The organism is Mycobacterium sp. DL (genome assembly GCF_039729195.1).
Taxonomy (GTDB): domain Bacteria; phylum Actinomycetota; class Actinomycetes; order Mycobacteriales; family Mycobacteriaceae; genus Mycobacterium; species Mycobacterium hippocampi_A.
Window position 1 is genome coordinate 1,340,905 of record NZ_CP155796.1, and the last position, 26,580, is coordinate 1,367,484.

The 26,580-nt window shown below is 67.6% G+C and carries 27 protein-coding genes and 1 riboswitch; of the genes, 14 read left to right on the forward strand and 13 right to left on the reverse strand.

Features of this window, described 5'->3' with window-relative positions; all coding sequences use genetic code 11:
- Positions 1-27 precede the first annotated feature (27 nt).
- Genes ABDC78_RS06530 through ABDC78_RS06550 form a run of 5 tightly spaced genes read left to right on the forward strand, consistent with a single transcriptional unit; the run spans position 28 to position 4,490 of the window.
- Positions 28-2,598 carry an ATP-binding protein gene (locus ABDC78_RS06530; protein ID WP_178358915.1) on the forward strand — a complete coding sequence of 857 codons (2,571 nt, stop codon included), beginning with the start codon at positions 28-30 and terminating at the stop codon, positions 2,596-2,598.
- On the forward strand, positions 2,595-3,002 hold the full coding sequence (locus ABDC78_RS06535) for a roadblock/LC7 domain-containing protein (protein WP_178358916.1): 408 nt from the start codon (positions 2,595-2,597) through the stop codon (positions 3,000-3,002). Before ABDC78_RS06530 ends, ABDC78_RS06535 begins: the two co-directional genes overlap by 4 nt.
- Positions 3,003-3,009: 7 nt before the next feature.
- Positions 3,010-3,381 (forward strand): DUF742 domain-containing protein, encoded by a 372-nt coding sequence (locus tag ABDC78_RS06540; protein ID WP_178358917.1) that lies wholly within the window; start codon positions 3,010-3,012, stop codon positions 3,379-3,381.
- Positions 3,362-3,934 (forward strand): ATP/GTP-binding protein, encoded by a 573-nt coding sequence (locus tag ABDC78_RS06545; protein ID WP_178358918.1) that lies wholly within the window; start codon positions 3,362-3,364, stop codon positions 3,932-3,934. Before ABDC78_RS06540 ends, ABDC78_RS06545 begins: the two co-directional genes overlap by 20 nt.
- A 4-nt stretch (positions 3,935-3,938) precedes the next feature.
- The gene (locus ABDC78_RS06550; protein ID WP_178358919.1) at positions 3,939-4,490 is read left to right on the forward strand and encodes a pentapeptide repeat-containing protein; all 552 of its coding nucleotides are present in this window, start codon (positions 3,939-3,941) and stop codon (positions 4,488-4,490) included.
- A gap of 3 nt (positions 4,491-4,493) precedes the next feature.
- Here ABDC78_RS06550 and ABDC78_RS06555 read toward each other — a convergent pair whose 3' ends face one another.
- The 4 genes from ABDC78_RS06555 to ABDC78_RS06570 all read right to left on the reverse strand — a co-directional run bounded on the left by ABDC78_RS06555 (position 4,494) and on the right by ABDC78_RS06570 (position 9,779).
- Positions 4,494-5,711 (reverse strand): acyl-CoA desaturase, encoded by a 1,218-nt coding sequence (locus tag ABDC78_RS06555; RefSeq protein ID WP_178358920.1) that lies wholly within the window; start codon positions 5,709-5,711, stop codon positions 4,494-4,496.
- A gap of 377 nt (positions 5,712-6,088) precedes the next feature.
- A complete protein-coding gene (locus tag ABDC78_RS06560) occupies positions 6,089-6,664 on the reverse strand; it encodes a TetR-like C-terminal domain-containing protein (RefSeq protein ID WP_218620696.1) in 576 nt (191 codons plus the stop codon).
- Between the two features lie 94 nt (positions 6,665-6,758).
- On the reverse strand, positions 6,759-9,335 hold the full coding sequence (locus tag ABDC78_RS06565; protein WP_178358921.1) for an FHA domain-containing protein: 2,577 nt from the start codon (positions 9,333-9,335) through the stop codon (positions 6,759-6,761).
- A 54-nt stretch (positions 9,336-9,389) separates the two neighbouring features.
- Positions 9,390-9,779 (reverse strand): nuclear transport factor 2 family protein, encoded by a 390-nt coding sequence (locus ABDC78_RS06570; RefSeq protein WP_178358922.1) that lies wholly within the window; start codon positions 9,777-9,779, stop codon positions 9,390-9,392.
- Between the two features lie 48 nt (positions 9,780-9,827).
- On the opposite strand from ABDC78_RS06570, the gene ABDC78_RS06575 reads away from it, so the two are divergent.
- The gene (locus tag ABDC78_RS06575; protein ID WP_178358923.1) at positions 9,828-10,391 is read left to right on the forward strand and encodes a TetR/AcrR family transcriptional regulator; all 564 of its coding nucleotides are present in this window, start codon (positions 9,828-9,830) and stop codon (positions 10,389-10,391) included.
- Here the strand turns inward: ABDC78_RS06575 and ABDC78_RS06580 are convergent.
- Positions 10,375-11,571 (reverse strand): NADH:flavin oxidoreductase, encoded by a 1,197-nt coding sequence (locus tag ABDC78_RS06580; protein WP_178358924.1) that lies wholly within the window; start codon positions 11,569-11,571, stop codon positions 10,375-10,377. The genes ABDC78_RS06575 and ABDC78_RS06580 overlap by 17 nt on opposite strands.
- Before the next feature lie 76 nt (positions 11,572-11,647).
- On the opposite strand from ABDC78_RS06580, the gene ABDC78_RS06585 reads away from it, so the two are divergent.
- Positions 11,648-12,496 (forward strand): bifunctional methylenetetrahydrofolate dehydrogenase/methenyltetrahydrofolate cyclohydrolase, encoded by an 849-nt coding sequence (locus ABDC78_RS06585; protein WP_178358925.1) that lies wholly within the window; start codon positions 11,648-11,650, stop codon positions 12,494-12,496.
- Positions 12,497-12,499: 3 nt separating this feature from the next.
- The gene (locus ABDC78_RS06590; protein WP_178358926.1) at positions 12,500-12,793 is read left to right on the forward strand and encodes a DUF3017 domain-containing protein; all 294 of its coding nucleotides are present in this window, start codon (positions 12,500-12,502) and stop codon (positions 12,791-12,793) included.
- Positions 12,794-12,804: 11 nt separating this feature from the next.
- On the opposite strand, the gene ABDC78_RS06595 is transcribed toward ABDC78_RS06590, so the two are convergent.
- Positions 12,805-13,692 carry a serine hydrolase gene (locus ABDC78_RS06595; protein WP_178358927.1) on the reverse strand — a complete coding sequence of 296 codons (888 nt, stop codon included), beginning with the start codon at positions 13,690-13,692 and terminating at the stop codon, positions 12,805-12,807.
- Entirely contained in the window at positions 13,692-14,579 is an 888-nt protein-coding gene (locus ABDC78_RS06600; RefSeq protein WP_178358928.1) for a LysR family transcriptional regulator, read from the reverse strand. Before ABDC78_RS06600 ends, ABDC78_RS06595 begins: the two co-directional genes overlap by 1 nt.
- Positions 14,580-14,732: 153 nt before the next feature.
- Here ABDC78_RS06600 and bla point away from each other — a divergent pair, with 153 nt between their 5' ends.
- From bla to ABDC78_RS06615, 3 genes are all read left to right on the forward strand, one after another.
- Positions 14,733-15,626, forward strand: coding sequence for a class A beta-lactamase (bla, locus tag ABDC78_RS06605; RefSeq protein WP_178358929.1), 894 nt, complete (start codon positions 14,733-14,735; stop codon positions 15,624-15,626).
- 122 nt (positions 15,627-15,748) lie between these two features.
- Positions 15,749-16,879 (forward strand): ferredoxin reductase, encoded by a 1,131-nt coding sequence (locus ABDC78_RS06610; RefSeq protein ID WP_178358930.1) that lies wholly within the window; start codon positions 15,749-15,751, stop codon positions 16,877-16,879.
- Between the two features lie 10 nt (positions 16,880-16,889).
- Positions 16,890-18,104, forward strand: a complete 1,215-nt coding sequence (locus ABDC78_RS06615) for a fatty acid desaturase (protein ID WP_178358931.1) — start codon at positions 16,890-16,892, stop codon at positions 18,102-18,104.
- A 7-nt stretch (positions 18,105-18,111) separates the two neighbouring features.
- Here the strand turns inward: ABDC78_RS06615 and ABDC78_RS06620 are convergent, their stop codons facing one another.
- From ABDC78_RS06620 to ABDC78_RS06635, 4 genes are all read right to left on the reverse strand, one after another.
- Complete coding sequence (locus tag ABDC78_RS06620; RefSeq protein WP_178358932.1) at positions 18,112-18,846, reverse strand: class I SAM-dependent methyltransferase; 735 nt, start codon at positions 18,844-18,846, stop codon at positions 18,112-18,114.
- Entirely contained in the window at positions 18,843-19,940 is a 1,098-nt protein-coding gene (locus tag ABDC78_RS06625; RefSeq protein ID WP_218620747.1) for a homoserine O-acetyltransferase, read from the reverse strand. The genes ABDC78_RS06620 and ABDC78_RS06625 overlap by 4 nt, the downstream gene beginning before the upstream one ends.
- 49 nt (positions 19,941-19,989) lie before the next feature.
- Positions 19,990-21,354 carry a bifunctional o-acetylhomoserine/o-acetylserine sulfhydrylase gene (locus ABDC78_RS06630; protein WP_347133347.1) on the reverse strand — a complete coding sequence of 455 codons (1,365 nt, stop codon included), beginning with the start codon at positions 21,352-21,354 and terminating at the stop codon, positions 19,990-19,992.
- 111 nt (positions 21,355-21,465) lie between these two features.
- A riboswitch (SAM riboswitch) is annotated at positions 21,466-21,585 on the reverse strand.
- Between the two features lie 44 nt (positions 21,586-21,629).
- A complete protein-coding gene (locus ABDC78_RS06635; protein WP_178358935.1) occupies positions 21,630-22,463 on the reverse strand; it encodes an alpha/beta hydrolase in 834 nt (277 codons plus the stop codon).
- 59 nt (positions 22,464-22,522) lie between these two features.
- On the opposite strand from ABDC78_RS06635, the gene ABDC78_RS06640 reads away from it, so the two are divergent.
- Positions 22,523-23,323: an exodeoxyribonuclease III gene (locus tag ABDC78_RS06640; RefSeq protein WP_178358936.1), complete on the forward strand. Its 801-nt coding sequence runs from the start codon at positions 22,523-22,525 to the stop codon at positions 23,321-23,323.
- Between the two features lie 7 nt (positions 23,324-23,330).
- On the opposite strand, the gene ABDC78_RS06645 is transcribed toward ABDC78_RS06640, so the two are convergent.
- Positions 23,331-24,362 carry a hypothetical protein gene (locus tag ABDC78_RS06645; RefSeq protein ID WP_178358997.1) on the reverse strand — a complete coding sequence of 344 codons (1,032 nt, stop codon included), beginning with the start codon at positions 24,360-24,362 and terminating at the stop codon, positions 23,331-23,333.
- 67 nt (positions 24,363-24,429) lie between these two features.
- Positions 24,430-25,044 (reverse strand): TIGR03086 family metal-binding protein, encoded by a 615-nt coding sequence (locus ABDC78_RS06650; RefSeq protein WP_178358937.1) that lies wholly within the window; start codon positions 25,042-25,044, stop codon positions 24,430-24,432.
- Between the two features lie 51 nt (positions 25,045-25,095).
- Here ABDC78_RS06650 and ABDC78_RS06655 point away from each other — a divergent pair, with 51 nt between their 5' ends.
- Positions 25,096-25,518, forward strand: coding sequence for a MarR family transcriptional regulator (locus ABDC78_RS06655; RefSeq protein WP_178358938.1), 423 nt, complete (start codon positions 25,096-25,098; stop codon positions 25,516-25,518).
- Positions 25,519-25,552: 34 nt separating this feature from the next.
- Positions 25,553-26,566 carry a tryptophan--tRNA ligase gene (gene trpS, locus ABDC78_RS06660; RefSeq protein WP_178358939.1) on the forward strand — a complete coding sequence of 338 codons (1,014 nt, stop codon included), beginning with the start codon at positions 25,553-25,555 and terminating at the stop codon, positions 26,564-26,566.
- The last annotated feature ends 14 nt before the right edge of the window (positions 26,567-26,580 follow it).

The window sequence follows — 26,580 nt, forward strand, 5'->3', positions numbered from 1 at the left end:
GCGCCCCGCCGACAGCGTGGGTCGCCCATGAAGCCCGGGCACCCGGCCCAGCGGCCGTCGCGGCTGGCCCTGTCCAACTGGCCGGTCCGCTGGAAAGTGCTCGCCATCGTCCTGGTGCCACTGCTGCTCGCCGGTGTCTTCGGCGGTCTGCGCATCTACGCCAGCACCACCGAGGCGATCGACCTGCAGCACGCCGCCGAGCGCGCCGACATGGTGCCGGCCGTCGCCGACTACATGGCTGCCCTCGAGGACACGATGGTCACCGCGACCGAGGGCGGCGATTCCCAGTCTGCGCTGAGCACGTTCGACTCCCGCAGGACTGCGCTCGAACAGCAACTCGCCGACACCGATGTCCCCGATGACGTCCGTCTCGCCACCAACACGCTGCTCGACTACGGCCAGGACCTGGTCGGCAAGATCATGGGCAACTCCGTCGATCTGCGGGGCCGCGTGATGACCTACGCGCCGCTGCTGGTCACCGCCGAGACGGCCATCACCGGCCTGGTCGGCAGCGACGACCAGAGCGTGCAGTCCCAGGGGGCTGCGCTGTCCCGGGCTGTCGGCGCGCGCGGGCAGATGGCGATGCAGCAGATGCTCGTCAACCGCGGCGGCGACCTTCCCGAACCGGTGCTGCGCTCGGCGATGATCACGCTGGCGGGGACCGAGCCGTCGACCGTGTCGGCGATGGGTGCGTTCCTCGGGGGCGCCACCGACCAGGCGGCAGCCCTGCGGTCGGAGATGGTCAAGCGGATGTCGGTGCTGTCCGAGCCCGCCTCTGTTCTTGTCGGCAATCCTGAGCTGCTGGCGTCCCAGCAGGTCACCCGTGGCATCGCCGGCGATCTGATCGCCGAGACCGCCGAGTCGATTCCGGCGACCGTCGACTCGCAGGCCGGTGACGCCCGCACCGCCGCGATCCGTGACGCCGTCCTGGTCGTCGCGGCGATCGTGATCGCGCTGCTGCTGGTCACCTTGGTGGCCCGCACGCTGGTGCGGCCGCTGCGCACGCTGCGCGACAGCGCGCTGCAGGTGGCGCACGAGGACCTCGCCCGCGAGGTCGAGCGGGTCCGCAGCGACGGTAAGCCGTTCGGAGTGCAGCCCATTCCGGTGCACACCTCCGAGGAGATCGGCCAGGTCGCGCACGCCGTCGACGAACTGCACGAGCAGGCGGTGCAGTTGGCCGGTGAGCAGGCCCGGCTGCAGCTCCAGGTCACCGACATGTTCGAAACCCTGTCGCGTCGTAACCGGTCGCTCGTTGATCAGCAGCTGTCTCTCATCGATCGGCTCGAGCGCAACGAGGAGGATCCCGACCGGCTCGAGAGCCTCTTCCGGCTCGACCATCTGGCGGCCCGGATGCGCCGCAACGGCGCCAACCTGATGGTGCTGGCGGGCGCGCGCATTCCCCGCGAGCAGGCCACCCCGGTGGCCGTCACCGCACTCGTCAACGCGGCGGCCTCCGAGGTGGAGGACTACACCCGAATCGTCACCGCGGGTCTGCCCGACAGCGAGATCTCCGGAGCGGTCGCCGGTGACATGGTGCACCTGCTCGCCGAACTGATCGACAATGCGCTTCGGTATTCACCGCCCACCTCGCAGGTCAAGGTGTCGGCGGTGCACACCGGCAACGGTGGCCTGGTGCTCGAGGTCGCCGACACCGGCCTGGGCATGACGGAATCCGATCTGCGGGTGGCGAACACCCGACTGCAGTCCGGCGGCGAGGTCAACCCGTACACCGCCCGACACATGGGCCTTTTTGTGGTGGGCCGACTGGCCGCCCAGCACGCTCTGGTGGTTCGGCTGCGCAGCACCGTGTCGGGGGAACCAGGGTCGGGCACCACCGCCGGCGTGTACGTACCGGCCGAGCAGCTCGCCGCGGGCGGTGGCGCGGTGTTCGGTCCCGACGAACAGATCGTCGACGCGCACGCCGGTATCGCCACCGCGCTTGCCCTCGACGAGCAGCCGTACGCCGAACCCGCCCGGGTCGACGAGATCGTGCCGGCCGTCGCCGCTGCACCAGCCGAGCTGTTGCCGCAGCGCCAGCCCGGCGCCAGCGGGCTCGGCGTCGCCGCCGCCGAGCCTGTCCAGCCCGCGCAGCCGGCCGCCCGCGCCGACGTCGCCGCGTTCTTCGGTCCCCGGACGCAGCCCGACGCTCCACAGCAGCCCGAGACTCCTCAGCGGCCCGAGACTCCACCGCCGGCTGCCCACGACAGGCACTCGCGTCATGCGGCCCCCGAGGTCGACTCCGACGATGCGATCTATCAGAAGATGTTGTCCGAGTGGCTCGTCGATCCGCACGAGCTGTCCCACAGCACCGACCTGAACTGGCAGACGGTCTGGGATCACGGCTGGTCGGCGGCGGCAGCCGCGGAGAGCGCGCCGGTCCTCGACCGCACCGTCGAGGGCCTGCCCGTGCGTCAGCCCGGTGCGCGGTTGGTGCCCGGAGCGGCCGAGGAGGCCACGGGCAACGGTCACCATCGGCCGGTAGCATCGGGCAACGGTCGGGATCCCGAGGCCGTCCGGTCCAGCATCGGCAGCCATTTCGGCGGCGTGCACGCCGCGCGCACCCGAGCGCAGCAGAGCGGAGGAGCCGACACCGAATGACCGACTCGCATCAGCGCGAATCGCTCGACTGGCTGGTGGCCCGTTTCGCCCGCGAGGTGTCCGGGGTATCGCACGCCATCCTGGTGTCGGCTGACGGCCTGCTGCTGGCCGCCAGCGAGCACATGCCGGGGGAGCGGGCCGATCAGCTCGCCGCGGTCGCCTCCGGCCTGGCGAGTCTGTCGACCGGCGCGGCGCAACTGTTCGACGGCGGCTACGTGCTGCAGTCGGTGGTCGAGATGGAGAACGGCTATCTGCTGTTGATGCGGGTCGGTGACGGTTCCAACCTCGCGGCCCTGGCGATCCACAACTGCGACATCGGCCAGATCGGGTACGAGATGGCCGTCCTGGTCGAGCAGGTGGGTTCGGTGGTCCAGTCGGCTCGACGCGCCCCGCAGCACTCGTGAGCGGCACGTGGACCAACGGGAGGGCGACGGTACCCAGGAGCCGAGTCTGGTCCGGCCGTACACGCTGACCGCGGGCCGCACCGACTCCGGGGTCGATCTTCCGCTCGAGGCGTCCGTGGGCGCCGTGGATCCGGCGCAACCGCCGCGTTGGCCGGGCAACGACGTCCGCGGCCAGATCCTGTCGCTGTGCGCCGCACGTCCATCGGTGGCCGAGATTGCCGCGCATCTCTCACTGCCGCTCGGCGTGGCGCGGGTGCTCGTCGGTGATCTGGTGGTGCAGGGTTATGTGCGGGTGCACGCCACCCTCGGTGAGGCCGCGACGGCCGACGAACAACGAGAACTGATCGGGAGGACTCTGCGTGGTCTCAGGGCACTCTAGGAGGGCGGCATCCACCAAGATCGTCATCTCCGGCGGTTTCGGTGCAGGCAAGACGACCTTCGTCGGCGCGGTGTCGGAGATCGTGCCGCTGCGCACCGAGGCGCTGGTGACCAACGCCTCGGAAGGCGTCGACGGACTGGACGCCACCCCGATGAAGACGACCACCACGGTGGCCATGGACTTCGGTCGGATCAGCCTCGGCGACGATCTGGTACTCTACCTGTTCGGCACGCCCGGGCAGCGCCGGTTCTGGTTCATGTGGGACGACCTCGTGCGCGGCGCGATCGGCGCGATCATCCTGGTGGACGTCCGCCGGCTGGCGGACAGCTTTGCGGCGGTGGATTTTTTCGAGGCCCGCAATCTCCCCTTCCTGGTTGCCGTCAATGACTTCGACGGCGCACCGCGGCATTCGCTGTCGGCGGTCCGCTCCGCACTCGCGCTGTCCGAGCACGTGCCGGTGATGTCGGTTGACGCGCGCAGCCGCGACTCGGCCAAGGCCGCGTTGATCACGGTCGCCGAGTACGCGTTGAGCCGGCTCGCGCCCACCGGCTGAGCGCGTGGACGCACGTGTTGCCGACCGGGAGTTCGACGGGCACGACTTTCGCGACGACGATCTCAGCCGGCTGAGCACCGAGCGGGTGGTGTTCACCGAATGCGACTTCTCCGGTGTGGACCTTTCCGAGTCCGTGCACGTCGGTTCCGCGTTCCGCAACTGCGTTTTTCGTCGGACATCGCTGTGGCACAGCACGTTTCGTCACTGCAGTTTTCTCGGCTCGACCTTCACCGAGTGCCGGATGCGGCCGTTGACCCTGGTCGAGGTGGATTTCACGCTGGCCGTGCTCGGTGGAGCCGATCTGCGCAAGGTCGACCTGTCCGACTGCCGACTGCGTGAGGCCAACCTGGTCGACACCGACCTGCGCGAAGCGGTGTTGAAGCGCGCCGACCTCAGCGGGGTACGGGCGCTGAACGCCCGCCTCGAGGGTGCCGATCTGCGCGGCGCACGCACCGATCCGACGTTCTGGACCACGGCGAAGCTGCGGGGCGCCAAGGTCGACATCGATCAGGGGCTGGCCTACGCGGCCGCGCACGGACTCGACATCGGCGGGTGACCTTCAGGCTCCGGCGCTCGGAAACAGCCGTCGTCGTCGGGCGCGCAACGTACGCAAAGCAGTACGGAGCCCGTCACCTGGCACGGTCGGTGTGTGGGAGGCGAATCTGCGTTCGGAGGCAGTCTCCGGCGCGTCGTCGGATGTAGCGGTCAACAGCCGGTCGGGTAGGGACAGCTTCACCACGGTGCGCTGGGCGAGCAGGAACTGTCTGACCAGTGAGCCGGTGCTGTAGGGCAAGTCGTACTTGTCGCACAGTGCTCTGACGCGCGGCGCGATCTCCCGGTACCGGTTGCTCGGCAAGTCCGGGAACAAATGGTGTTCGATCTGGTAGCACAGGTTTCCGGTGGCAAAGGCCAGCGCGGGACCGGCATCGATGTTGGCGCTGCCCAACATCTGCCGTAGGTACCAGTCGGATCGAGTCTCGCTTTCGATGCTTTCGGGGGTGAATTTCTCCGCGCCGTCCGGAAAGTGTCCGCAGACGATGACGACATGCGTCCACAGATTGCGCAGCACGTTGGCGATCGTCATCGCCCCCAGAACCTGTCGCCAGCGCCGGCCCGCCAGCGCCGGAAAGACCACGTAGTCCTTGAGAATCTGACGACCGATCTTCGTGGCGAAATCGGCCGTCGCGGTCGCCTTGTTCTCGGCATCCTGGGTGCGCTTGTAGGCGGCAGCCAGGCCATAGAGCGCGATGCCCCACTCGAAGGTGGCTGCCAGCAGAAGGCTTTGAGCCGGCTGGAACAGATGACGCCAGTGCCAGGGCTGATCACGGGTCACCCGGAGGACGTCCCAGCCGATGTCGTCGTCGAGGCCGAGCACATTGGTGAAGACGTGGTGGCGATAGTTGTGCGCGTAGCGCCACTGCGATGACAGCCCGACCATGTCCCATTCCCACGTGGCGGAGTGAACCTCGGGATCGTTCATCCAATCCCACTGCCCGTGGCCGATGTTGTGCCCGAGTTCCATGTTCTCGATGCACTTCGAGGCCGCGAGCCCGCCGATGCCCAGCCATCGTCCGGTGCGTGACGGGCTGAGCAGAATCGCCATCCGTGACGCGACGTCCAGCGCTCGCTGCAACGCGATCGAGCGATGAATGTAGCGCGCGTCGCGCGCGCCCCGGGATTGCTCGATCTCGCGGCGAATGGCATCCAGCTCTGCGCCGAGCGCCTCGATGTCCGATGGCGCGAGGTGCGAGTAACTGACGATGTCAGCAATAGCCATTAATAGCGGTCCTGGTGGCGTTTCGGCGGTCGATGCCGGACTGGATCGTGGCAGACCTCTGGCGATCCACTGCGAGACACCCAGCAATGTTGTTACTGATGCTAATCAAATTCCGTCGAGTGTCGATTTGTGACGCAGTTCGTAATATCTGGTGATCCACGATGAGTCAAAGCCATCGCCTAATACTTGTATATAGACTGTGCAAACCAGAGTTTGGTTATCTTTCAAGTACATCAAAGCGAATGCGCGGGTGGCCCTGAACTGTATCGCATAGTATCAATCTGGCAACGTTCATCTGAGGTCGCTTGTCATTCAGATGGTCGGAGCATCACGCGGGGTCGCCCTCAGAAGCGCGCCGTGAAGAAGATTCTCGACAGCTAGGTGACGCTGATCGCGCGCGTCACCATGCGGGCGATCATGCGGCAGAAGCCGGGTTCCAACGGTTGGTCGGTGTACAACGCGACGGCGTTCAGCGGCGAGGTCAACAGATGCATGACGAATACCGGTTTGACGTCGCCGCGCACCTCGCCGCGTCCCGCAGCCCGCTCGAGCACCTCTTCGATGACTTTCTGCCGTATCTCCCAGAACTGCATTCTGGTGTCCGCGTCCACCACCATCGACTTGCTGTCGACGACGAACATGCGCGCGATCCTGCGCGCCACAGGTTCGTTGAGGTAATCGCCCAGGTTCATCGCCAATTCGGTGAGGTCGCCGTGAAGGGACCCGGTGTCGGGCAGTGAGAACATCTTCGTGGTGTAGCTGCGGAGCGCTTCGAGGATCAGCTCGCGTTCACTGGTCCACATCTTGTGCACGTAGTCGGGGCTCAGATGGGATCGGTGGGCGACGCCTTCGAAGCTGAACCGGTCCACCCCCCACAGTTGCAGCTCGCCGAGCGCGGCATCCAAGGCTCTGGCGCGTGTCGACACGTCGACATCGGACACAGACTGCTCCATGACAAATCCCCCCACCCCTGCGCCGAGAGTACGGAAATTGACGCCCGCTGAATGGCGTTTCTCGATTTCCGCACACTCGGGCGGGAATCGGGGGTCAGGCGGCTTTGAGCCTGATCCGCCAGCGCACGAAGCCGAGGTAGAACACGCTGATCGCCACCAGCATCGCCATGTCGAACAGCCAGGCGCCCGAGGTGTGCTCCCAGTGCCGGTCCTTCGGAGTCAGCGGTCCCGGGACCAGCCGGATCAGGTCGATCGTCGACGCTGAGGCCGCAAAGCCCCAACGCGCCGGTGTCACCCACGACATCTGGTCCAGCACGAGGCGGTCGGTCACCGGGATCATGCCGCCGGAGAACACCAGCTGACTCATGATCGCCACGACGAGCAACGGCATGATCTGCTCGGCCGATTTGGCCAGCGCCGAGAGCGCCAGGCCGACCATCGCCGCGGCCACACAGGTCATCGCGATGTCGACGAACATCTCCAGGCTGCGGTTGCCGATCACGGCGCCGCTCTCGACCGATCCCGGCCCCCAGCCTTTGCCCAGGATGGCGATCGAGGTGACGATCGCAGCCTGCACGACGGCGAACGCGGTGAACACCACCACCTTCGCCATCAGGTAGGCCGACGTCGACAGGCCCACGGCCTGCTCGCGGCGGAAGATGGCGCGCTCGCCGATCAACGCCCGGATGGTCAGGGCGGTCCCCATGAAGATCGCGCCGACATTGAGCATCACCAGGATCTGTCCCGGTTCGTTGGGGGCCTCGCCGCCCTCCAGCGCGGTCACCGGCATGCCGAACCCGACGTCGCCGGGCACCGACAGCGACAGGATCCCCATGATGAACGGCAGCATCATCAGGAACGCGAAGTAGCCCCGGTCGGAGATCACCAGCCGAATCTGGCGTCGCGCGATGGTGGACAACTGTCGTCGCACGCTCGTGCGGGTCGGGTTGCCGAGTTCGGAGGGAGTGAGGGCTGCCGGCTGTGGCGGCGGTGGCCCGTGCTGGTCGAGGTAGCGCTGCGCTGCGGCTTCCGGGTCGCCGGCGACGCCGCTGAAGATGTCGGCCCAGTTGGTGGTGCCCATCGAAGGGCCGATCTGACTGGGCGGCCCGTAGAACGCGGTCTTTCCGCCCGGTGCGAGCAACAGCACCTGGTCGCACACATCGAGGTAGGTCAACGAGTGGGTGACGACGAGCACCACGCGGCCGGCATCGGCCAACTGGCGCAGCATCGTCATCACCTGGCGGTCCAGGGCGGGGTCCAGGCCGGAGGTCGGCTCGTCGAGTATGAGCAGCGACGGGCCGGTCAGCAGCTCGAGGGCGACCGAGGCGCGCTTTCGTTGCCCGCCGGAGAGCTTGTCGACCCTGGTGTCGAGGTGCTTGGTCATCTCGAGTTCTTCGAGCACCTCGTTGACGACCTGCTCACGGTCGACCTTGGTGGTGTCGGGCGGCAGCCGCAGCTCGGCGGCGTACATCAAGGCCTGCCTGACCGTCAGCTGACCGTGCACCACGTCGTCCTGGGGCACCATGCCGATCCGGGAGCGCAGCGAGGCGTACTCGGCGTGCACGTCATGGCCCTCGAACGACACCTGGCCGGTCGTCGGGTGGGTGTAGCCGGCGACGAGCCGGGCGAAGGTCGACTTGCCGGCACCGGACGGGCCGATGATCGCGGTCAGCGTTCCCGGCCGCGCCGAGATCGAGATGTTCTCCAGCAGCGTCTTGTTGCCCTCGATGGTCCACGTCACGCCGTGTACGTCGAGGCCGCCGGTGGCGGTGTCGGCGGCGGTCTCGGTGCGGCGCACCAGGGTGCCGTCTCGGAAGACGAGGTCGACGTTGCCGATGGTGACGGTGTCACCGTCGGTCAGCATCGCGGAGTCGACGCGGGAGCCGTTGACGAAGGTGCCGTTGATGCTGCGGTTGTCGCGGATCTCGGTTCCGGACGGACCCGGGATCAACGTGGCATGGTGCCGGGAGGCGAGCACGTCCGGGATGACGATGTTGTTGTCGCTCGCGCGGCCGATCTTGATCGACCCCGCGGGGACCTCCGCGGGGCGGCCCGGTCGCAGGATCTTGAGCATGCTGGTCGCGAGGTTGCCGTCGCTGGAGCGTGGCGCAGCCGCCGGTCCCATCACCGTGGCCGACTCCAGCCCCGGTGCGGACATCGGCTGCGGCACAGGCATCGGCGCGGGCCGTGACGGCGGCGGCGTGCTGGGCGGATAGCCACCGGGTCCGGTCGGGTATCCGGGCCGCGGCCGCTGCGCAGGTGGCCGTCCTGTCGGGGGCGGTGGTTGGCTGGGCCACGTCGCGCTGGAGCGGCCTGCAACCGGGACCGCGGCCGTCGGCGGTGGCGAACCCGCCGATCCCTGATGGCGGCCGACCTCGAAGGTCAGCAGCGGCCCGTCCGGGTTGCCCACATGGATCTGCTGGCCGTCGGTGATGTCGGCGGCGGGTACCCGTCGGCCGTTGAGGTACATCCCGTTGAGGCTGCCGTTGTCGATCGCGATCCACCGGCCCTGATCGAACCGCAGCACCAGGTGGGCGCGGGAGATCAACGGGTGGGCAATGCGGACGTCGGCGCGTAGATCGCGGCCGACGACAACGTCATTGCCTGCTGAAAAGGTGCGGGGGGATCCGTCGTACCGAACGGTCAGCGCAGGTGTTGCTGGTCGGCTCACGGAGCCGCTCCGGCGGCGACATTAGACATCGCGACCAACTGTATCGGTAAGACCTCAGGCGGGGATGGTCCACCTGACGGTGTCCGTGATCTGATGCAGCGCTGTTATCTGGTTGTTCTTGACGGTGATGATGTGGGCGAACGCGGCGTCGACGGCGGTGTCTCCGGCGCGCGCGGAACCCCGGTACGCACCCAGGACGACGACGCGGTCGCCGGTGGGGAGGAACTCCGCGGGTTCCACCTCGACGTCGTACACCGAATCGATGCGGCCCCATACGGCGGAGATCATCGCGACACGCCCGTGGTGCTCGCCTCCGACGCCGTGCGGCATGCCCTTGCTGACAACTCCTTCGAAATCGTCTGTGAGCAAGTCGAATAGGGCTTGGCCGTCGCCCTCGGCGAGGGCTCGGTAGAAGCGTTGGGCGACTTCGGTGGGGGTGGTCATGACGGCTCCTCTCCTTTTAGAGGGTAACCTCTATTTTAGGGTGGAGCAATGCCGCGGCCCGCCCGATACACCGTCGACGTGTTGCTCGACGCAGCCGCCGAACTCCTGGCCGCCGAAGGACCTGCGGCGGTGACGATGTCGGCGGTCGCCCGCAGCACCGGCGCGCCGAGTGGATCGGTGTACCACCGATTTCCGACGAGGGCGGCGCTGTGCGGCGAGTTGTGGGTGCGCACCGAGGAGAGGTTCCAGGCGGTGTTCGTCGAGGCGCTCTCCACCTCCGACGACGCTCAGCAGCGCTGCGTGGCCGGCGCGCTGCGCATCGTGGCGTGGTGCCGGGAGCACCCCGTCGAGGCCCAGGTGCTGCTCGCCGGTCCCGACGCTCTCGGGATGTCCGACTGGCCCGAGCCCCTCACCGGCCGGCGGAAACGCTTGCAGCGCAAGCTCCGTAAGGTGCTCGCCGAGATACCCGACGATGCGGGCAGGGTCGGTGCCGCGCTGATCGACGTGCCCTATGCGATCGTGCGGCGCCACCTGCGGGCCGGTCAGGCCATCCCGGTCAGCGCCGACGCGATCGTCGCCGACTGCGCGCGGGCCCTCATCGCCCCGAGCTGACTGGTGACGGCGACCCCGTGCGCACGCAGTAGGTGTGGCTGTAGATCGTGGGCATGCACAGGTTGCAGTGGTCGCAGATCGACTTCACGCTGCTGTCGGCCTGAATACGGTTCAGCAGATCCGGTTCGGCCAGTAACGCACGCCCCATCGCGACGAAGTCGAAGCCCTCGGCCATCGCCAGGTCCATGGTCTCGCGGTTGGTGATACCACCGAGCAGGATCAGCGGCATCGTCAACTCGGCGCGGAACCTCTTCGCATCCCTCATCAGGTAGGCCTCCTGGTACGGGTACTCGCGAATGAACTTCCTGCCCGTCATCCGGATGCCCCAGGACAGCGGGGGTTTGAAGGCCCCGGCGAATTCCTTGACCGGGGCGCCGCCACGGAACAGGAACATCGGGTTGAGCAGGGAACTGCCGGCCGTCAGCTCCAACGCGTCCAAACCGCCGTCTTCCTCCAGCCACTTGGCCGTCTGCAGCGACTCCTCGATCGGGATGCCGCCCCGCACGCCGTCGGACATGTTCAGCTTCGCGGTCACCGCGATCTGATCACCGACCGCGCTTCTGACTGCCTGCACCACTCCGCGGGCAACCTTGGCGCGGTTGTACAGCGAGCCGCCGAACTCGTCGTCGCGCCGGTTGATCATCGGGCTCAGGAATGCGCTGGCCAGGTAATTGTGCCCCAGATGGATCTCGACGGCGTCGAAGCCGGACGCGATCGCCAGTCGGGCGGCCTCGGCGTGGGCCTCCGTCACGTCGCGGATGTCGTCGCGGCTGGCCTTCTTGGCGAACCGCATCGACAGCGGGTTGAAGAAACGGACCGGAGCCAGTGCCTTCGCCTGGTTGGTGCGCGCGTTGGCGACCGGACCGGCGTGACCGATCTGCGCGCTGATCGCCGCGCCCTCGGCGTGGATGGCGTCGGTGAGCCGCCGCAGCCCCGGTACCGCCTCTGGGCGCATCCACAGCTGCCAGCCGTCGGTGCGGCCGCCGGGGGCCACGGCACAGTAGGCGACCGTGGTCATCCCCACGCCACCGGCCGCGGGAAGACGGTGGTAGGTGATCAGATCCTCGGTGACCAGTGCATCCGGCGTCGACGCCTCGAACGTCGCAGCCTTGATGATCCGGTTGCGCAGCGTCAGCGGACCGAGCTTCGCCGGGGTGAACACATCGTGCGGCACTGTCATGTCTACGGAGCTTGCCACGTCGGGGTTGCGGAGATCGCGATCGGCGAAGAAATCGCGGCCTGACAGAATGACTGCCGTGGGTGCGATCACTTTGGACGGTAAGGCCACGCGCGACGAGATCTTCGTCGACCTCAAGGAGCGCGTTGCGCGACTGACCGAGGCCGGGCGTACTCCGGGACTCGGCACGGTGCTGGTCGGCGACGATCCCGGATCACAGGCCTACGTCCGCGGCAAGCACTCCGACTGCGCCAAGGTCGGCATCAACTCGATCCGCCGTGACCTGCCCGCCGACATCAGTCAGGCCGCCCTCGAGGAGATCCTCGACGAGCTCAACGCCAACCCCGAGTGCACCGGCTACATCGTCCAGTTGCCGCTGCCCAAGCATCTGAACGAGAACGCGGCCCTCGAACGTGTCGACCCGGACAAGGACGCCGACGGGCTGCACCCGATGAACCTGGGCAAGCTGGTGCTCAACGAGCCGGCGCCGCTGCCGTGTACACCGCGGGGCATCGTGCACCTGCTGCGGCGCTACGAGGTCGAGATCGCGGGGGCCCACGTTGCGGTGATCGGCCGCGGCGTCACCGTCGGTCGCCCCCTCGGTCTGCTGCTGACCCGGCGTTCGGAGAACGCCACCGTCACGTTGTGCCACACCGCGACCCGCCACCTGCCCCAGATCACCCTCGAAGCCGACATCATCGTGGCCGCGGCGGGGGTGCCGCACATGGTGACCGCGGAGATGGTGCGTCCCGGCGCGGCGGTCGTCGACGTCGGGGTGAGTCGCGACGACGCAGGCAAGCTCGTCGGCGACGTGCACCCCGACGTCTGGGACGTGGCCGGCCATGTCTCACCGAACCCGGGCGGCGTCGGCCCGTTGACGCGGGCGTTCCTGCTGACGAACGTGGTTGAGCGCGCCGAGCGGTCGTGACGTGTGACCCTCAGGGAGTTCGGCCGCAGGGTCTTCGCCGGGCAGTGGCCGATCCTGGTGGTGAGCCTGATCCTGGTGGCGGCCTTCGTCCTGGTGGCCATGGGTTACTGGCGTCGTGGCGCAGCGGTGATGGCCGTCGGCGTCGGTGTCGCGGCCGGGTTGCGGTTGACGCTCTCCGATGAACGGGCCGGGCTGCTCGCGGTGCGCACCCGAACGGTCGACTTCCTCACCACCGCGTCGGTCAGCGCGGCGATGCTCTACATCGCCTGGACGATCGATCCGCTCGGCACCAGCTAGCGCCTCGCGCCTCAGTCCGCGGCTGCTCGAAGCGCCGTGACCGCAAGGTGCGCGGCACGCCCAATCGCGTGATCGACGAGTGGCAGGTACACGTCGGATCGTGCTGATCGAGTGAAGACGGACACGGCGATGGGGTCCTCCCCGGGGAAGGCGACGACGGCAACCTCGTTGCGGATCGGGCCGATCGTGCCGGTCTTGCCCGCCACGGTGACGTCCGCAAACGGGAAGGCCGACCTGATGCGGTGTGGCCAGATCTGTTGAGCGAGAATTTCTCTCATCTGAGCGCAGCTGTCGGCATCGGCGACGCTGTCGGTCCAGATGCCGGTCAGCACCGCGTTCATGTCCGCGGCACTGGTGGCGGTCGTATAGGCGGGGTCGAAGGCTTCGCTGTCGGTGACCGAGTTGTTGCTGGCCAGCAGTCCGACGGCTTCAGACAGTGTCAACGCGCCCGTGTCGTGGATGACTTGGCGCTGGAGCGCCGCCGTTCCGCCGACCACCCGGGTGCTCATCAGTCCGAGGTCGGCGATGACCCGATTCACGCTGTCCATCCCGACCGCAGCCAACAGTACGTCGGCTGCTGCATTGTCTGACAGGGTGATCATCATCCGGGCGACGTCGAGCCACGATAACGCCACCGGATCGCTGAAAAGGCTGATCCCGGTGGGGCCGGGTGTGCAGTCGCCGGGCACGATGCGCACCACCGCATGTGGATCGATCTCTCCAGAGTCGAAAGCCCGCGCCGCGGCGATCAACACGAGCACCTTGTAGACGGAGGCGGCAACCACCGGAGCGGCGCCGTGGTGATCGACGGCAAGCCCGGCCCGACCGATGTACTGGGCACGCAACCATCCGCGACAGCCTGCGTCGATGAACACCGCGCTGATCTCGGCCGCTGTCATCAGTTGGTGCGCAGAAGTTCTCGGTCGAGCGCGTACAGCAGCTCGTCGACGCTGAGTCCGGGCGCGGTGACGATGCGCACGCGCAGGGCGGCGTCGTCGACCAGCATTCGCCGGTGAACCGTTCCGGAGAGCACAGGCGCAGTGCTGGTCGCGAGACCGAAGCACCGCCCCGACGCCACCGCCGCCCCGACCTCTCGATGGGTGGATGCGGCCTGGATGGCCGGATCGAGGCCGCGGCGTCGGAGACTGTCGATCATCAGGTCGTGACCAGCTGGATTGTCCTCCCGTGGTGGCGTGGCGAAATCCAAGCCGTCGAGCATCTGGGCGCGCGGCGATCGCGCTGTCGCGGTGCGGTGTCCGGCCGGTACGACGACGCTGCGCCCGAGTGTGATCACCGGGCCCGCGATGACGCCTTCGACCAGCGCGGGGTGCTGAATCACCGCAAGATGCAGCGCTCCCCGGCGGACGTCCGACAGCAACTGCGAGGTGCCGTTAGTCACTGTCGACAAGGACGCATCGGCCGGAGTCGAGCTGCGGCGCAGCGCGTAGGTGCAGCGTGCGACGAGCTCGTCGTCGAGTTGCGGGATGACCCCCCATCGCAGCCGTTGCAGCACACCGAAGAGGTGCTGCGCGTCGTCGAGCAACCTCGTCGAGTCATCGACGATCAGGCGGGCGCGGGGCAGCAGAGCCGCGCCTTCGGCAGTCACCATCGCGCCGTCGGCCGTCCGCTCGATCAGCTTCAGACCGAGGTGCTTCTCGAGTCGGCGCAAGCCTTGCGAGACCGGCGGCTGCGTAACCCCGAGACTGGCCGCGGCGCGGCCGAAATGCCGATTCTCCGCGACCTCGACGAAGTACCGCAGGTGTCTGAGAAGGTCCACGTCGTCCATCCAACACGATTGCGCCGGTCAGCTGCGGCTAGTGTCTGCAACCAGTCGGGCCCCGCATTGATGGCCTTCTAGCTGCAGTTATTCGCGTCGGCGATCAGCGGTTCGCCTCGTGCGACTTGGCCGAGAACCACCCCGGGATGGTTTGTTCACACCGTGACCATCGAATTCAACAGGCGCCGAGCGCTCACCGGACTCCTTGCGCTGGGCGCGCTGACGGCGTGCGGTCGCGCGGCTGCCGACCCGCTACTCCTCGACATCGGTGCCGTATCGACACTCGAGCACCGACATGGTGCCCGGATCGGCCTGTTCGCCGTCGACCTCTCCAGCGGCGCGGAGGTCGCCAACCGCCCGGCCGAGCGCTTCGCCATGTGTTCGACCTTCAAGGCCTACGCGGCCGCACGCGTGCTGCAGATGGTTGATCAAGGCAAACTCACCCTGGATGCGGTTGTGCCTGTGGTCGCCGCCGACATCGTCGCCAACTCGCCGGTCACCAGCTTTCGGGTCGGCGGTGAGATGACACTCCGCGAACTGTGCGAGGCTGCTCTGACCCGAAGTGACAACGCAGCGGGCAATCTGCTGCTTCGGGCCATCGGTGGCCCGTCCGAGATCACCGCATTCGCACGCACCATCGGCGATCGCGACAGCCGGCTCGATCGGTGGGAAACCGATCTGAACTCGGCCCATCCTGGCGACCTTCGCGACACCACCACTCCGCAGGCGCTGTGTGGCGGCTATCGCGAGCTTCTGGCGGGAAGTGCACTGCGTGCGTCCGGACGCGAGATGCTCGAAAAGTGGATGCGCGCGACCGAGACCTCGAACAAGCGATTCCGAGCCGCGCTACCCGCGGGATGGACCAGTGCCGACAAGACTGGTGCCGGGGCGTACGGGTCGACAAACGACGCCGGGTTACTGATCGGACCGGATGGCCAGCGGGTCGTCGCCGCGGTGCTGACCCGATCACTTCAGGACCGCGAGGATGCCGGGCCCCTCGACGGCGCCATCGCCGACAGCGTCCGGTTGACGCTCGCCATGCTCGGCCACGGCTGAGCCCACCCCAGATCGCCGAGGGTTGTGGTTTAGCTACTCGCAAGTAGGGTAATCGGTGCGCGCAGCGGGCTTGTGATGGCAGTCACAGAGATGGCCCGGCATCGACGAGCGAGAGGCGATGGATGGTGTCGGCGTTGAAAACCCTGGCGCGCTGGAGTAAAAAGCCCGCGCGTGAGGTGTCCGCCCCCACGGGGCCCTGGGTGAACATGGTGCGCGGTCTGGCTGCGCGGGCTACCACGCCCCTGCTGCCCGACGATTACCTGTCGTTGCTGAATCCGCTGTGGTCGGCCAGGGAACTGCGCGGTGAGATCGTCGAGGTGCGATCCGAGACCGAGGACACCGCGACGGTTGTCATCCGGCCCGGCTGGGGGTTCGCCGCCGACTATCGGGCAGGCCAGTACGTCGGCATCGGACTGCGGCTGAACGGTCGCTGGCACTGGCGGTCCTACTCGCTGACCTCGGTGGCGGATCTGGATGACGAGAACATCTCGATCACCGTCAAGGCCACTCCCGAGGGGTTCCTGTCGACCCACCTCGTCAACGGGGTCGAGCCGGGGACCATCGTCCGGCTGGCTGCCCCCAAAGGTGATTTTGCACTTCCCGATCCGCCCCCGCCGTCGCTGCTGTTCATCAGCGCCGGCAGCGGCATCACCCCGCTCATGGCGATGCTGCGGTCGCTGCGGGCACGCGGAGACCGGCCCGACATCGTGCACGTGCACTCGGCGCCCTCTGCCGACGCGGTGATCTTCCACGACGAACTCCGGAAGTTGGAGAGCGAGCAGGACGGCTACCGACTGCACCTGCAGATCACCGAACGGGACGGCAAGCTCGACTTCGCGAAACTCGACGACATCGTCGCCGACTGGCGGGAGCGTTCGGCATGGGCGTGCGGGCCCGCCGCGATGCTCGACGCCGTCGAGAAGACCTGGGAGCAGCACGGCGTCGAGGACTCTCTGCACATGGAGAGGTTCGACATCGCCTCCACCGACAAGGGCGGGGAGGGCGGCACCGTCCGGTTCGCGATCTCCGACAAGACCGTCGAGATCGACGGGGCGACGTCGATCCTGCAGGCGGGTGAACAGGTCGGAATCCAGATGCCCTTCGGCTGCCGGATGGGCATCTGCCAGACGTGTGTGCTGCCGCTGGAGGAGGGCAACGTGCGCGACGTCAGGTCCGGCCAGGAGCACGGCGCCGGCGACCGAATACAGACCTGCATCTCGACCGCATCCGGCAACTGCACCATCAAAGTCTGAAAGGGAAACCATGGCGATCACCGATATCAAGGCCTATACACACCTGACCACCGAGGACGTCGACAACATCGCCGCCGAACTCGACGCCATCCGCGCCGAGGTCGAGGAGTCCCGCGGCGAGCGCGACGCCCGCTACATCCGGCGCTCCATCCAGTTGCAGCGCGCGCTTGCGGTGGGCGGCCGGGCGGCGCTGTTCGCGAGCAGCAGCCGGATCGCGCGGGTGGCGGGCACCGCGATGCTGGCGTCGGCCAAGATCATCGAGAACATGGAGTTGGGCCACAACATCACCCACGGTCAGTGGGACTGGATGAACGATCCCGAGATCCACTCCACCGAATGGGAGTGGGACACCACCTGTCCGAGCGCGCACTGGAAGCACTCGCACAACTTCGTGCACCACAAGTACACCAACGTGGTCGGGTTGGACAGCGACGTGGGCTACAACATCATGCGCGTCACCCGCGACCAACCGTGGCAGCCGTGGATGCTCGGCAACCCGGTGTACAACCTGCTCCTGGGCACCCTGTTCGAGTGGGGTGTCGCGGTGCACCACGTCGACGTGGGCAAGGTCCGCGCCGGCGAGAAGACCTGGGCCGAAGCGCGCCGCGATCTGCGCACCGTCGGCACGAAAGTCGGTAAGCAGGTGGGCAAGGACTACATCGTCTTCCCAGCGCTCGCCGGAAAGAACTGGAAACACACGCTGAAGGCGAACGTCGTGGCCAACCTGATCCGGAACTACTGGTCGTATGCCGTGATCTTCTGCGGGCATTTCCCCGACGGCGCCGAGAAGTTCACCGTCGAGGAGTTCGAGAACGAGACGCAGGGTGAGTGGTACCTGCGCCAGATGCTCGGTTCGGCGAACTTCAATGCGGGACCGATCATGGCGTTCATGAGCGGCAACCTCTGCTATCAGATCGAGCACCACCTGTTCCCGGATCTGCCGAGCAACCGGTACGCCGAGATCAGCGTGCGGGTGAAGGCGCTGTGCGAGAAGTACGACCTGCCCTACACGACGGGTCCGCTGGCGCGTCAGTACTGGCAGTCGTTCTGGACGATCCTCAAGCTGGCGCTGCCCGACCGCGTGCTGCGAGCGACCCCCGACGACGCACCCGAGACACATTCCGAGCGGATGTTCGGTGACGACGTCCGCCCGGTCGAGTCGTCGTCGGGTACCCGGCGAGGTCTGCGCACCGCGCTGCGGCAGGCAGGTGGTCGGGCCGCCTAGGGGCGTCTCAGTTCAGAGTCGCGCGGATGCACACCGTGACGTAGGGGAGCGCCAGGCCACTGGCGTTCGCCAACGCCGGGTGGGTGCTCAGCAGTTCGCGGACGCGGTCGAGCGTTCGGGTCCGCACCTGCTCCGGTGAAGTGATGCAGTAGCTGCGCGAGGCCACCAGGTCGATCAGCGCCTGCGGCGTCAGGTAGCTGGTCCACTCGACCTGGTTGCGTTCGACGTCGGTGAACGGTGCCGGCAGGTCGACCGTCTGGGTGAACGGATCGACCTCGTGGCCGACGATGCGGCCCAGATCCTTGACCCACCCCGACCTTTCGTCGCGGTTGTTCCACACCAGCCCGAGGCGGCCGCCGGGGCGCAGCACCCGGGTCACCTCCTTGATCGCCCGCTCGGGGTCGAACCAGTGCCATGCCTGCGCCACCAGCACCGCGTCGACGCTGTTGTCGGGCAACGGAATCTCCTCGGCGGTGCCCAGGAGCGCCGGAGTGTCGGGCAGGGCGGTGCGCAACAGCTCGAGCATCTCCGGGATGGGGTCGACGGCGATGACGTCGAGCCCGCGCTCCACGAGGCGGGTGGTCAGCTTGCCGGTTCCGGCCCCGAGGTCGAGAACGTCGCGGGCACCGTCGCCGGGCAGCAACCAGTTGATCGCCTCGGGTGGGTAGGACGGGCGTCCGCGCTCGTAGGCGGCGGCTTCTGCACCGAACGACAGCGAACGCTGTTCGGGGGTTCCGGTCACCGCGAGGCCAGCTCCAGCGTCCGGCGGATCAGCTTGCCGACCGCGTCGGTCTCCAGCAGGAAGCCGTCGTGGCCGTACGGGGAGTCGACGATGTCGAGGCCGTCGCACCCGGGCAGCAGTTCGGCCAGCTCCTGCTGCAGTCGCAGCGGGTAGAGCCGGTCGGAGGTGATGCCGCCGACTACTGCCGGCACCGGGCAGCCCCGCAGAGCGGCCTGCACCCCGCCGCGGTCGCGTCCCACGTCATGGCTGGACAACGCATCGGTGAGCGCGACGTAGGTGCCGGCGTCGAAGCGCGCCAACAGTTTTCGGCCCTGATGTTCCAGGTAGCTCTGCACCGAATAGCGACCGCCTGTGGCCGGGTCCTCATCGGCCTGCGGGTCGTTGCCGAACCGGTCGTCCAACTCGACCTCGCCCCGATAGGTCAGGTGCGCAAAGCGTCTGGCGATCTCCATGCCGGCGTCAGGGGACTGCCCGGTGCCGTAGTAGTCACCGCCGTGCCAGTGCGGATCGGCCTTGATCGCCGCCACCTGGGTGGACTGGGTACCGACCTGGTCGGCGGTGGCGCGCGCGCCCACTGCCAGCACCAAACCTGCTCGCACGCTGCCGGGATGGGTGACCATCCACTCCAGCGCCCGGGCCCCGCCCATCGAACCGCCGATCACCGCGGCGACCTCAGTGATGCCCAGGGCGGCCAGCGCGGCCACGTCGGCAGCCACCTGATCCCGCACGGAGGTCATGGGAAATCTTGAGCCCCAGGCTTTTCCGTCCGGACCCGGCGAGCTCGGCCCGGTCGAGCCCCGGCATCCGCCCAGGACGTTGGTCGAGATCGCACACCACCGGTCGGTGTCGATCGGTGCGCCGGGACCGGCAACCCCGTCCCACCATCCCGGTGTGGGGTGCTGCTCCCCGGCCACCCCGGTGACGTGGGAGTCACCGGTCAGCGCGTGCAGCACGACGACGACGTTGTCGCGGTTGGGCGACAACTCGCCCCATCGCTGCACCGCGATCGAGACGTCGTCGATGACCTGTCCGTTCTCGAGCTTCAGGGATCCGATGTCCACGACGCCGACCTCACCCTCGGGGGGCAGTGCCATGCGCTCGTCGGGGGCGGTCCTCACGTCGATGATTGTCACGTCTCCCTCCTCAGGACGACGCCACGGCGTGGGGATCGGCGGTGTCGGCGGCGCGGAACGGTTTCGCCGCGGCGAAACCCTGATCGAGGTCGGCGAGGATGTCGGCGATGCCCTCGATGCCGACCGCGAGTCGTACCAGTCCCGGTGTGACGCCGGTCGCGAGTTGTTCCTCGGCGGACAACTGGGCGTGTGTCGTCGACGCCGGATGAATCACCAGCGACCGCACGTCGCCGATGTTGGCGACGTGGCTGTGCAGCGTCAGCGCGTTGACGAATGCCTTGCCGGCCTCGATGCCACCGGCCAGCTCGAACGCCAGGACCGCCCCGGTTCCCTTGGGCGCCAATCTCTTTCCCAGCTCGTACCACGGCGAGGTGGACAGGCCGGCGTAGTTCACCGACACCACGTCGTCGTGGCCGGCGAGGTACTCGGCGACCTGCAGCGCGTTGGAGACATGCCGTTCGATACGCAGGCTCAGCGTCTCCAGGCCCTGCGCGATCAGGAATGCGTTGAACGGTGAGGCGGCACTCCCCAGATCACGCAGCAGTTGCACGCGCGCCTTCAAGGCGAACGCCGGCGGGCCGAGTTCGGCGAACACCACTCCGTGGTAGCTCGGGTCGGGAGTGGTGAACCCGGGGAAGCGGCCGTTGGTCCAGTCGAAGGTGCCGCCGTCGACGATCACCCCCGCGATGGCCGATCCGTGGCCGCCGAGGTACTTGGTGGCCGAGTGCACGACGATGTCGGCGCCGTGGGCGAGCGGCTGGATCAGGTACGGCGTCGCGATCGTGTTGTCGACGATCAGCGGCACCCCGTTCTCATGCGCGACGGCGGCGACGTTGGGGATGTCGAGGATGTCGATCTGGGGGTTGGAGATCGTCTCGCCGAAGAACGCCTTGGTGTTCGGGCGCACGGCCGCGCGCCACGAATCCAGATCGTCGGGGTCGGCCACGAAGCTGACCTCGATGCCCATCTTGGGCAGCGTGTAGTGGAAGAGATTGTAGGTGCCGCCGTAGAGCCGCGGGCTGGACACGATGTGATCGCCCGCGTTGGCCAGGTTCAGGATCGCGAAGTGCTCGGCAGCTTGGCCGGAGGCCAGGAACAGTGCTGCGACACCACCTTCCAGCGCGGCGATGCGCTGCTCGACGGTGTCCGTCGTCGGGTTCATGATGCGGGTGTAGATGTTGCCGGGTTCGGCCAGGCCGAACAGTGCCGCCGCGTGATCGGTGCTGTTGAACGTGTAGCTGGTGGTCTGGTAGATCGGCAGGGCGCGCGCGTTGGTGGCGATGTCGGGCGTCTGCCCGGCATGGACCTGCTTGGTCTCGAAAGACCAGTTGGCGGTGGGGTCGTCCGTGTCGGTGCTCATCGATGTTCTCCTCATGAAAGGGCGCCTGGTGGGGGGTGAGTGAATGCGCGGTGATCACCGACAACAGCGCATTACCGACCTCGCCATCAGGTTTCCCCGTCTACTCAGGGGGCCCGTTTCATAGCGGACCCGCGCTTGCCTTGCAGCCGTGAGTGGCTGCTCAACCTGGTCATCACCCGGGGCACCCCACCGCGGTTGGAGGGTTGCCGGCCAGCAAGCCGGGGCTTGACGCTGGCGCTCATGACCGAAACGAAGAATATCGCACGGTGCTCAGAAGGTGCTAGTGGGCGTTACCCGATCGCCTTCTCCTGAGGGGTGGTGTGCTGATCGACGAAGTCGGCGATCACCTCGGTCACCCGTCCCGGCGCTTCCAGCATCGGGATGTGGCCGACGCCGTCGAACTCGATCACCTGGGTGTCGGCCGGCATGTGGTTGATGAAGTAGCGGTGACCTCGCGGCGCCGGGAACACCCGGTCCTTCTCACACACCACCAATTGTGTCGGCGCGCCCAGGTTGGCCAGCTCCAGCAGCCCGGGCATGCGCAACGTTTTGACGAGAAGCTGCAGGTAGGCGCTGCAATGTGTGGCGTCGTCGATCAGGGCGTGCAGGTCGGCGTCGGGCGGGCCGTCGGCCGGACCGCTGACCGGCAGGGTCGCGATCCGCCGGGCGAACGGCAGGGTGAGGATGCGCGGGCCGAGCAGTCGCGCGGCGATCAGCGCCGGGCCGCCCAGGATGAACTTCAGCACGGTCTCGTACTTCGTCGCCGAGTGCTGCGACCAGCCGCCGGCCGGGGCGATCGCCGTCACCGTGCGGGCGCGTCCGCGGCGTTCGAGTTCGAAGGCGACCCAGCCGCCCAGCGAGTTTCCGACGATGTGGGCGGTCTCCCAGCCCAGCTGGTCCATCCGCCGCTCGACGTCGTCGACCAGCATGTCGGTGTGCAGTAGCCAGGTCGGCGAGCGGTGCCCGCCGTGGTGGCCCAGCATCGTGGGCGCGAAGACCTCGTAGCGGCCGGTGTCGGCGAGCTGGCCGGCCACCGTGCGCCAGACGTTCTGCGAGCACAGGAATGGATGCAACATCAGGATCGGTTCGCCGGACCCGGTATGGATCGGCTCTCGTGGTGCCATGGCCCGAGATTAAGGTGATACCGCCGGTACCGCAAGAATGCCCGTTAGAGTGCTGGACCGTGATCGTCAGCACCATCAACGTCAACGGCATCCGTGCGTCGGTCAAGCAGCGGTCCCCGGAGAACCTCGGCATGCTGCCGTGGTTCAAGGAGACCTCAGCCGACGTGGTGTGCCTGCAGGAGGTCCGCGCCGACGACGAGCAACTGGCCGACGCGGTGGCCCCGGTACTGGCCGACGGGTGGCACCTGGCGTCGGCGGCGCCCCACGTCAGGGGGCGCAACGGGGTGGCCGTGCTGTCGCGAACCCCGTTCGATGAGGTCAGGATCGGTTGTGGTGCAGAGGAATTCGCGTCGCACGGCCGGTATGTCGAGGTCGATACCGCCGGCCTCACGGTAGCCAGCGTGTATTTCCCGACGGGCGAGGCGGAGACCGAGCGGCAGTTGGAGAAGGAGCGGTTCATGGCCGCGGTCGCCGACCGGATGGCGGTGCTGCTGGACTCGGGCCGCCCGTCGGTGCTGTGTGGCGACTGGAACATCGCCCACACCGAGAACGACATCAAGAACTGGCGCGGCAACATCAAGAAGGCGGGATTCCTGCCCCAGGAGCGCCAGTGGCTGACCGATCTGCTGGCCACCGGCTGGGTGGACGTGGTTCGCGAAGCACATCCCGGCGTGGCCGGCCCCTATGCCTGGTGGTCGTGGCGGGGCAAGGCGTTCGACAACGACGCCGGCTGGCGCATCGACTACCAGCTGGCGACTCCCGATCTGGCGGCACGCGTGGCGTCGGTGCACACCGAACGTCCGGCGGCCTACGCGCTGCGCTGGTCCGACCACTGCCCGGTGACGGTCGACTACGCGTGATTTGCGCTCAGCAGCCGAGACGATTCGGGGTCTGCAGTGCCCCGTCGGCACCTTCGATCGCGCCGCGGACCACCTCGAACACCCGCGGATCCCAGGTGAGCGCCGTCTCCCAGGGCAGTCCGTTCGCGTCGGAGACGAAGATGCTGTGGGTGTCGTCGAAGACCGCGCAGCGGCGGTGTGGAAGCACCCGGTCGCTCACATCGGTGGCCAGAGCGCTGTGGCGCGACACCAGGCCGTCATTGGGCCAGGTCATCGGGTTCACCGGTGCCGGCCGGGTGAAGCGGGCCCCGCCGATCAGCACGACGGGGATCTGATCGAGCACGCCGGCCTGGTACTCGTTCCAGCCCTGCGGTCCCATCAGGTATCCCTGGTTGACCTCGCGCCCGGAACCGGTCTGCAGCCGCAACACCTCGGCCTTGAAATCCACGGCTGCCTGCTCGCAGAATGCGTCACCGGCGCAGTCAGACAGCGGGCGCAGGTCGTTGGCGTAATCGGACAGGTGGCTACCCTGCCAGGGGGTGCCGAGGGTGGTCAGTGACCGGAGCCGCACCGGTGAGCCCAGTCCTTGGAGCACCCGGAACGCCGCCCGCGAATACAGCCCGCCCATCGAATGGCCGACGACGTCGACGACCTCCACCCCGCGGGTGTCGCGCAGGTAGGTCAAGAACCGGGCGAGGTGCTCGCCGGCGAGGTCGATCGAGCCGGTGGAGTCCACGGTCATGTTCTCCGGCAACGTGATCGGGCAGTCGCCGAAGGCGCCGAACCCCACCTGATCGGTCACCGGCCCGCGCCCGGCCATCGCGGGTGAGGTGTACACCGCGTAGCCGGCATCGAGCAGGTGTTGGCGCAGCGCCGTGTCGGTGTTGCCGGCGGCCAGGCCAGACGCGCACGCCTGCCGCGGCGTCGTGAACGGGCTGACCGCCGCCCCACCGGACACGATGACCACCGCGTGGCCCGGGGGTTGCGGTGCGCCGCGCGCGATTCCGGCACCGAACACGGCCGCCATCAACAGGACGACGATCGTCGACAAGTGCCGCACATAAACCCCCGAGTCGTGGCGCACACGATCGCGGGAATGCTACCCACCGAATCGGTTTCGGGACGCGCTATGCCGAAGTCCGAGCCCAGGACGGATTTCGGCCGAGGTGACGCAGGATGCCGGCGAAGTCGTCCCCATCGTCACTGTGTTCCAGCGACCGGGCGAACGGGGCGCCGGTTGCGTTGCGGAATTCGCCGTCGGGAACTGCCATCACGATCGGCAGTACGGCGGCGACGACATCGGTGGGCAACGTGAACGGTGAGCGGATCGTCGCCGCGACGTCCCAGCCGTGCACCACATAGTCCACGAAGTGAAAGCCCATCGCGATCCTTCCGGGGAGGCTGACGTCGCGGCCGAACTCGGGCAGCGCGAAGAGTGCGTCGTCGAGACCAGCGGCCGCGAACGCCGAGAGCGCGTCGTGGGCTGCGGCGGCGTAAGTGCCCGCCGGGTCCGTGGCGATGGCCGCCGTAAACGGTTCGGTCTGCCAGACAGCCGGATTCGCGCCGTGACCGCGTGCCGCCGCAGCGAACCCGTGGTGCTGGGCGGTCATGTGCGTCAGCAGGTCGGCGAGGGTCCATCCAGCGCACGGCGTGGCGAGGCCGAGGTCCCCGGGTGAGACCGAGGCGACGACGTCGATGGAGGCGTGTACGGCGGTGCGGTGCTGGTCACCAAAAGTAGGCATATGTAGATGATAGGCAAGTGCATATAATCATGCAATGCTTACGCTCTGCGGATGGCCACGACACCGCGGCGTCCGGATCTGGCGGCGATGCTCGCCCCTCTGTTGCGGGAATTGCTGGCTGCCGAGGGGCCTGTGCTCGCGGCGCACGGCCTGACGATGTGGGGATACGTCGTGCTGTCGGCGCTCGACCGCGGCGCGATCCGCACACAGGCGGCGCTGGCGGAGGCCATCAATGCCGACAAGACCCGGATCATCCCCACACTCGACGAACTGCAGGACCGTGGTTACATCAACCGGTATGCCGACCCGGACGACCGCCGTGTGCGGCTCCTGGAGATCACCGAAAGTGGTCGCGAGGTCAAGGACGCGGCACAGTCGGAGATTCAGCGCGGCGAGGAGCGATGGTTGGCCGAGTTGAGCCCTGACGAGCGGCGGGTATTCCTTCGCGCACTTCGCCGGATGGCCCCCGACTGAATCCGACCGCGCGCATGGAAAACTGGACGACATCATGACCTCAACCACCCAGCCGGTCGTCTTCTCCGGTGCACAACCCACCTCCGATTCCCTGCACCTGGGCAACGCCCTGGGCGCGGTCAGTCAGTGGGTCGCACTGCAGGAGGGCCACGACGCCTACTTCTGCGTCGTCGACCTGCATGCGATCACCGTCACGCAGGAACCCGAGACGCTGCGCCGACGCACCCTGGTGACCGCCGCGCAGTACCTCGCGCTCGGCGTGGATCCCGCGCGGGCCACGGTGTTCGTCCAGAGCCACGTGCCCGCTCATGCCGAATTGGCTTGGGTTCTGGGCTGTTTCACCGGTTTCGGTCAGGCGTCGCGGATGACGCAGTTCAAGGACAAGTCGCAGAAGCAGGGCGCCGACGCCACCACCGTCGGGTTGTTCACCTACCCGGTGCTGATGGCGGCCGACGTGTTGCTCTACGACACCGAACTGGTGCCCGTCGGGGAGGACCAGCGCCAGCATCTCGAGCTGGCCCGCGACGTCGCGCAGCGGGTCAACGCGCGTTTTCCCGATACGTTCGTGGTGCCCGAGGCGATGATCCCGAAGGCGACCGCCAAGATCTACGACCTGGCCGACCCGACGGCGAAGATGAGCAAGTCGGCGACCACCGACGCCGGTCTGATCAGTCTGCTCGACGACCCGGCCAAGACGGCCAAGAAGATACGTTCCGCTGTGACCGACAGCGACCGCGACATCCGTTTCGACCCCGTGGCCAAGCCGGGGGTGTCCAACCTGCTGACGATCCAGTCGGCGGTGACGGGCGCCGACATCAACACGCTCGTCGACGGTTATGCGGGCCGCGGCTACGGCGATCTGAAGAAGGAGACCGCCGAGGCGGTGGTGGAGTTCGTCACGCCGATCAAGGCGAGGGTCGACGAGTTGCTCGCCGACCCGGCCGAACTGGAGAGCGTGCTGGCCAGCGGAGCGGCCCGGGCGCAACAGGTGTCTGGGCAAACGTTGCGGCGGGTATACGACCGTTTAGGGTTTCTAGCACCGCGCTAGCCACAGGAGGTCGG

Coding starts and splice junctions, on each gene's coding strand:
- ABDC78_RS06530 (WP_178358915.1), top strand. CDS start 28: ATGAAGCCCGGGCACCCGGCCCAGCGGCCGTCGCGGCTGGCCCTGTCC.
- ABDC78_RS06535 (WP_178358916.1), top strand. CDS start 2,595: ATGACCGACTCGCATCAGCGCGAATCGCTCGACTGGCTGGTGGCCCGT.
- ABDC78_RS06555 (WP_178358920.1), bottom strand. CDS start 5,711: ATGGCTATTGCTGACATCGTCAGTTACTCGCACCTCGCGCCATCGGAC.
- ABDC78_RS06560 (WP_218620696.1), bottom strand. CDS start 6,664: ATGGAGCAGTCTGTGTCCGATGTCGACGTGTCGACACGCGCCAGAGCC.
- ABDC78_RS06570 (WP_178358922.1), bottom strand. CDS start 9,779: ATGACCACCCCCACCGAAGTCGCCCAACGCTTCTACCGAGCCCTCGCC.
- ABDC78_RS06575 (WP_178358923.1), top strand. CDS start 9,828: ATGCCGCGGCCCGCCCGATACACCGTCGACGTGTTGCTCGACGCAGCC.
- ABDC78_RS06580 (WP_178358924.1), bottom strand. CDS start 11,571: ATGACAGTGCCGCACGATGTGTTCACCCCGGCGAAGCTCGGTCCGCTG.
- ABDC78_RS06595 (WP_178358927.1), bottom strand. CDS start 13,692: ATGACAGCGGCCGAGATCAGCGCGGTGTTCATCGACGCAGGCTGTCGC.
- ABDC78_RS06600 (WP_178358928.1), bottom strand. CDS start 14,579: ATGGACGACGTGGACCTTCTCAGACACCTGCGGTACTTCGTCGAGGTC.
- ABDC78_RS06610 (WP_178358930.1), top strand. CDS start 15,749: ATGGTGTCGGCGTTGAAAACCCTGGCGCGCTGGAGTAAAAAGCCCGCG.
- ABDC78_RS06615 (WP_178358931.1), top strand. CDS start 16,890: ATGGCGATCACCGATATCAAGGCCTATACACACCTGACCACCGAGGAC.
- ABDC78_RS06625 (WP_218620747.1), bottom strand. CDS start 19,940: ATGGCACTGCCCCCCGAGGGTGAGGTCGGCGTCGTGGACATCGGATCC.
- ABDC78_RS06630 (WP_347133347.1), bottom strand. CDS start 21,354: ATGAGGAGAACATCGATGAGCACCGACACGGACGACCCCACCGCCAAC.
- ABDC78_RS06635 (WP_178358935.1), bottom strand. CDS start 22,463: ATGGCACCACGAGAGCCGATCCATACCGGGTCCGGCGAACCGATCCTG.
- ABDC78_RS06650 (WP_178358937.1), bottom strand. CDS start 25,044: ATGCCTACTTTTGGTGACCAGCACCGCACCGCCGTACACGCCTCCATC.
- ABDC78_RS06655 (WP_178358938.1), top strand. CDS start 25,096: ATGGCCACGACACCGCGGCGTCCGGATCTGGCGGCGATGCTCGCCCCT.
- trpS (WP_178358939.1), top strand. CDS start 25,553: ATGACCTCAACCACCCAGCCGGTCGTCTTCTCCGGTGCACAACCCACC.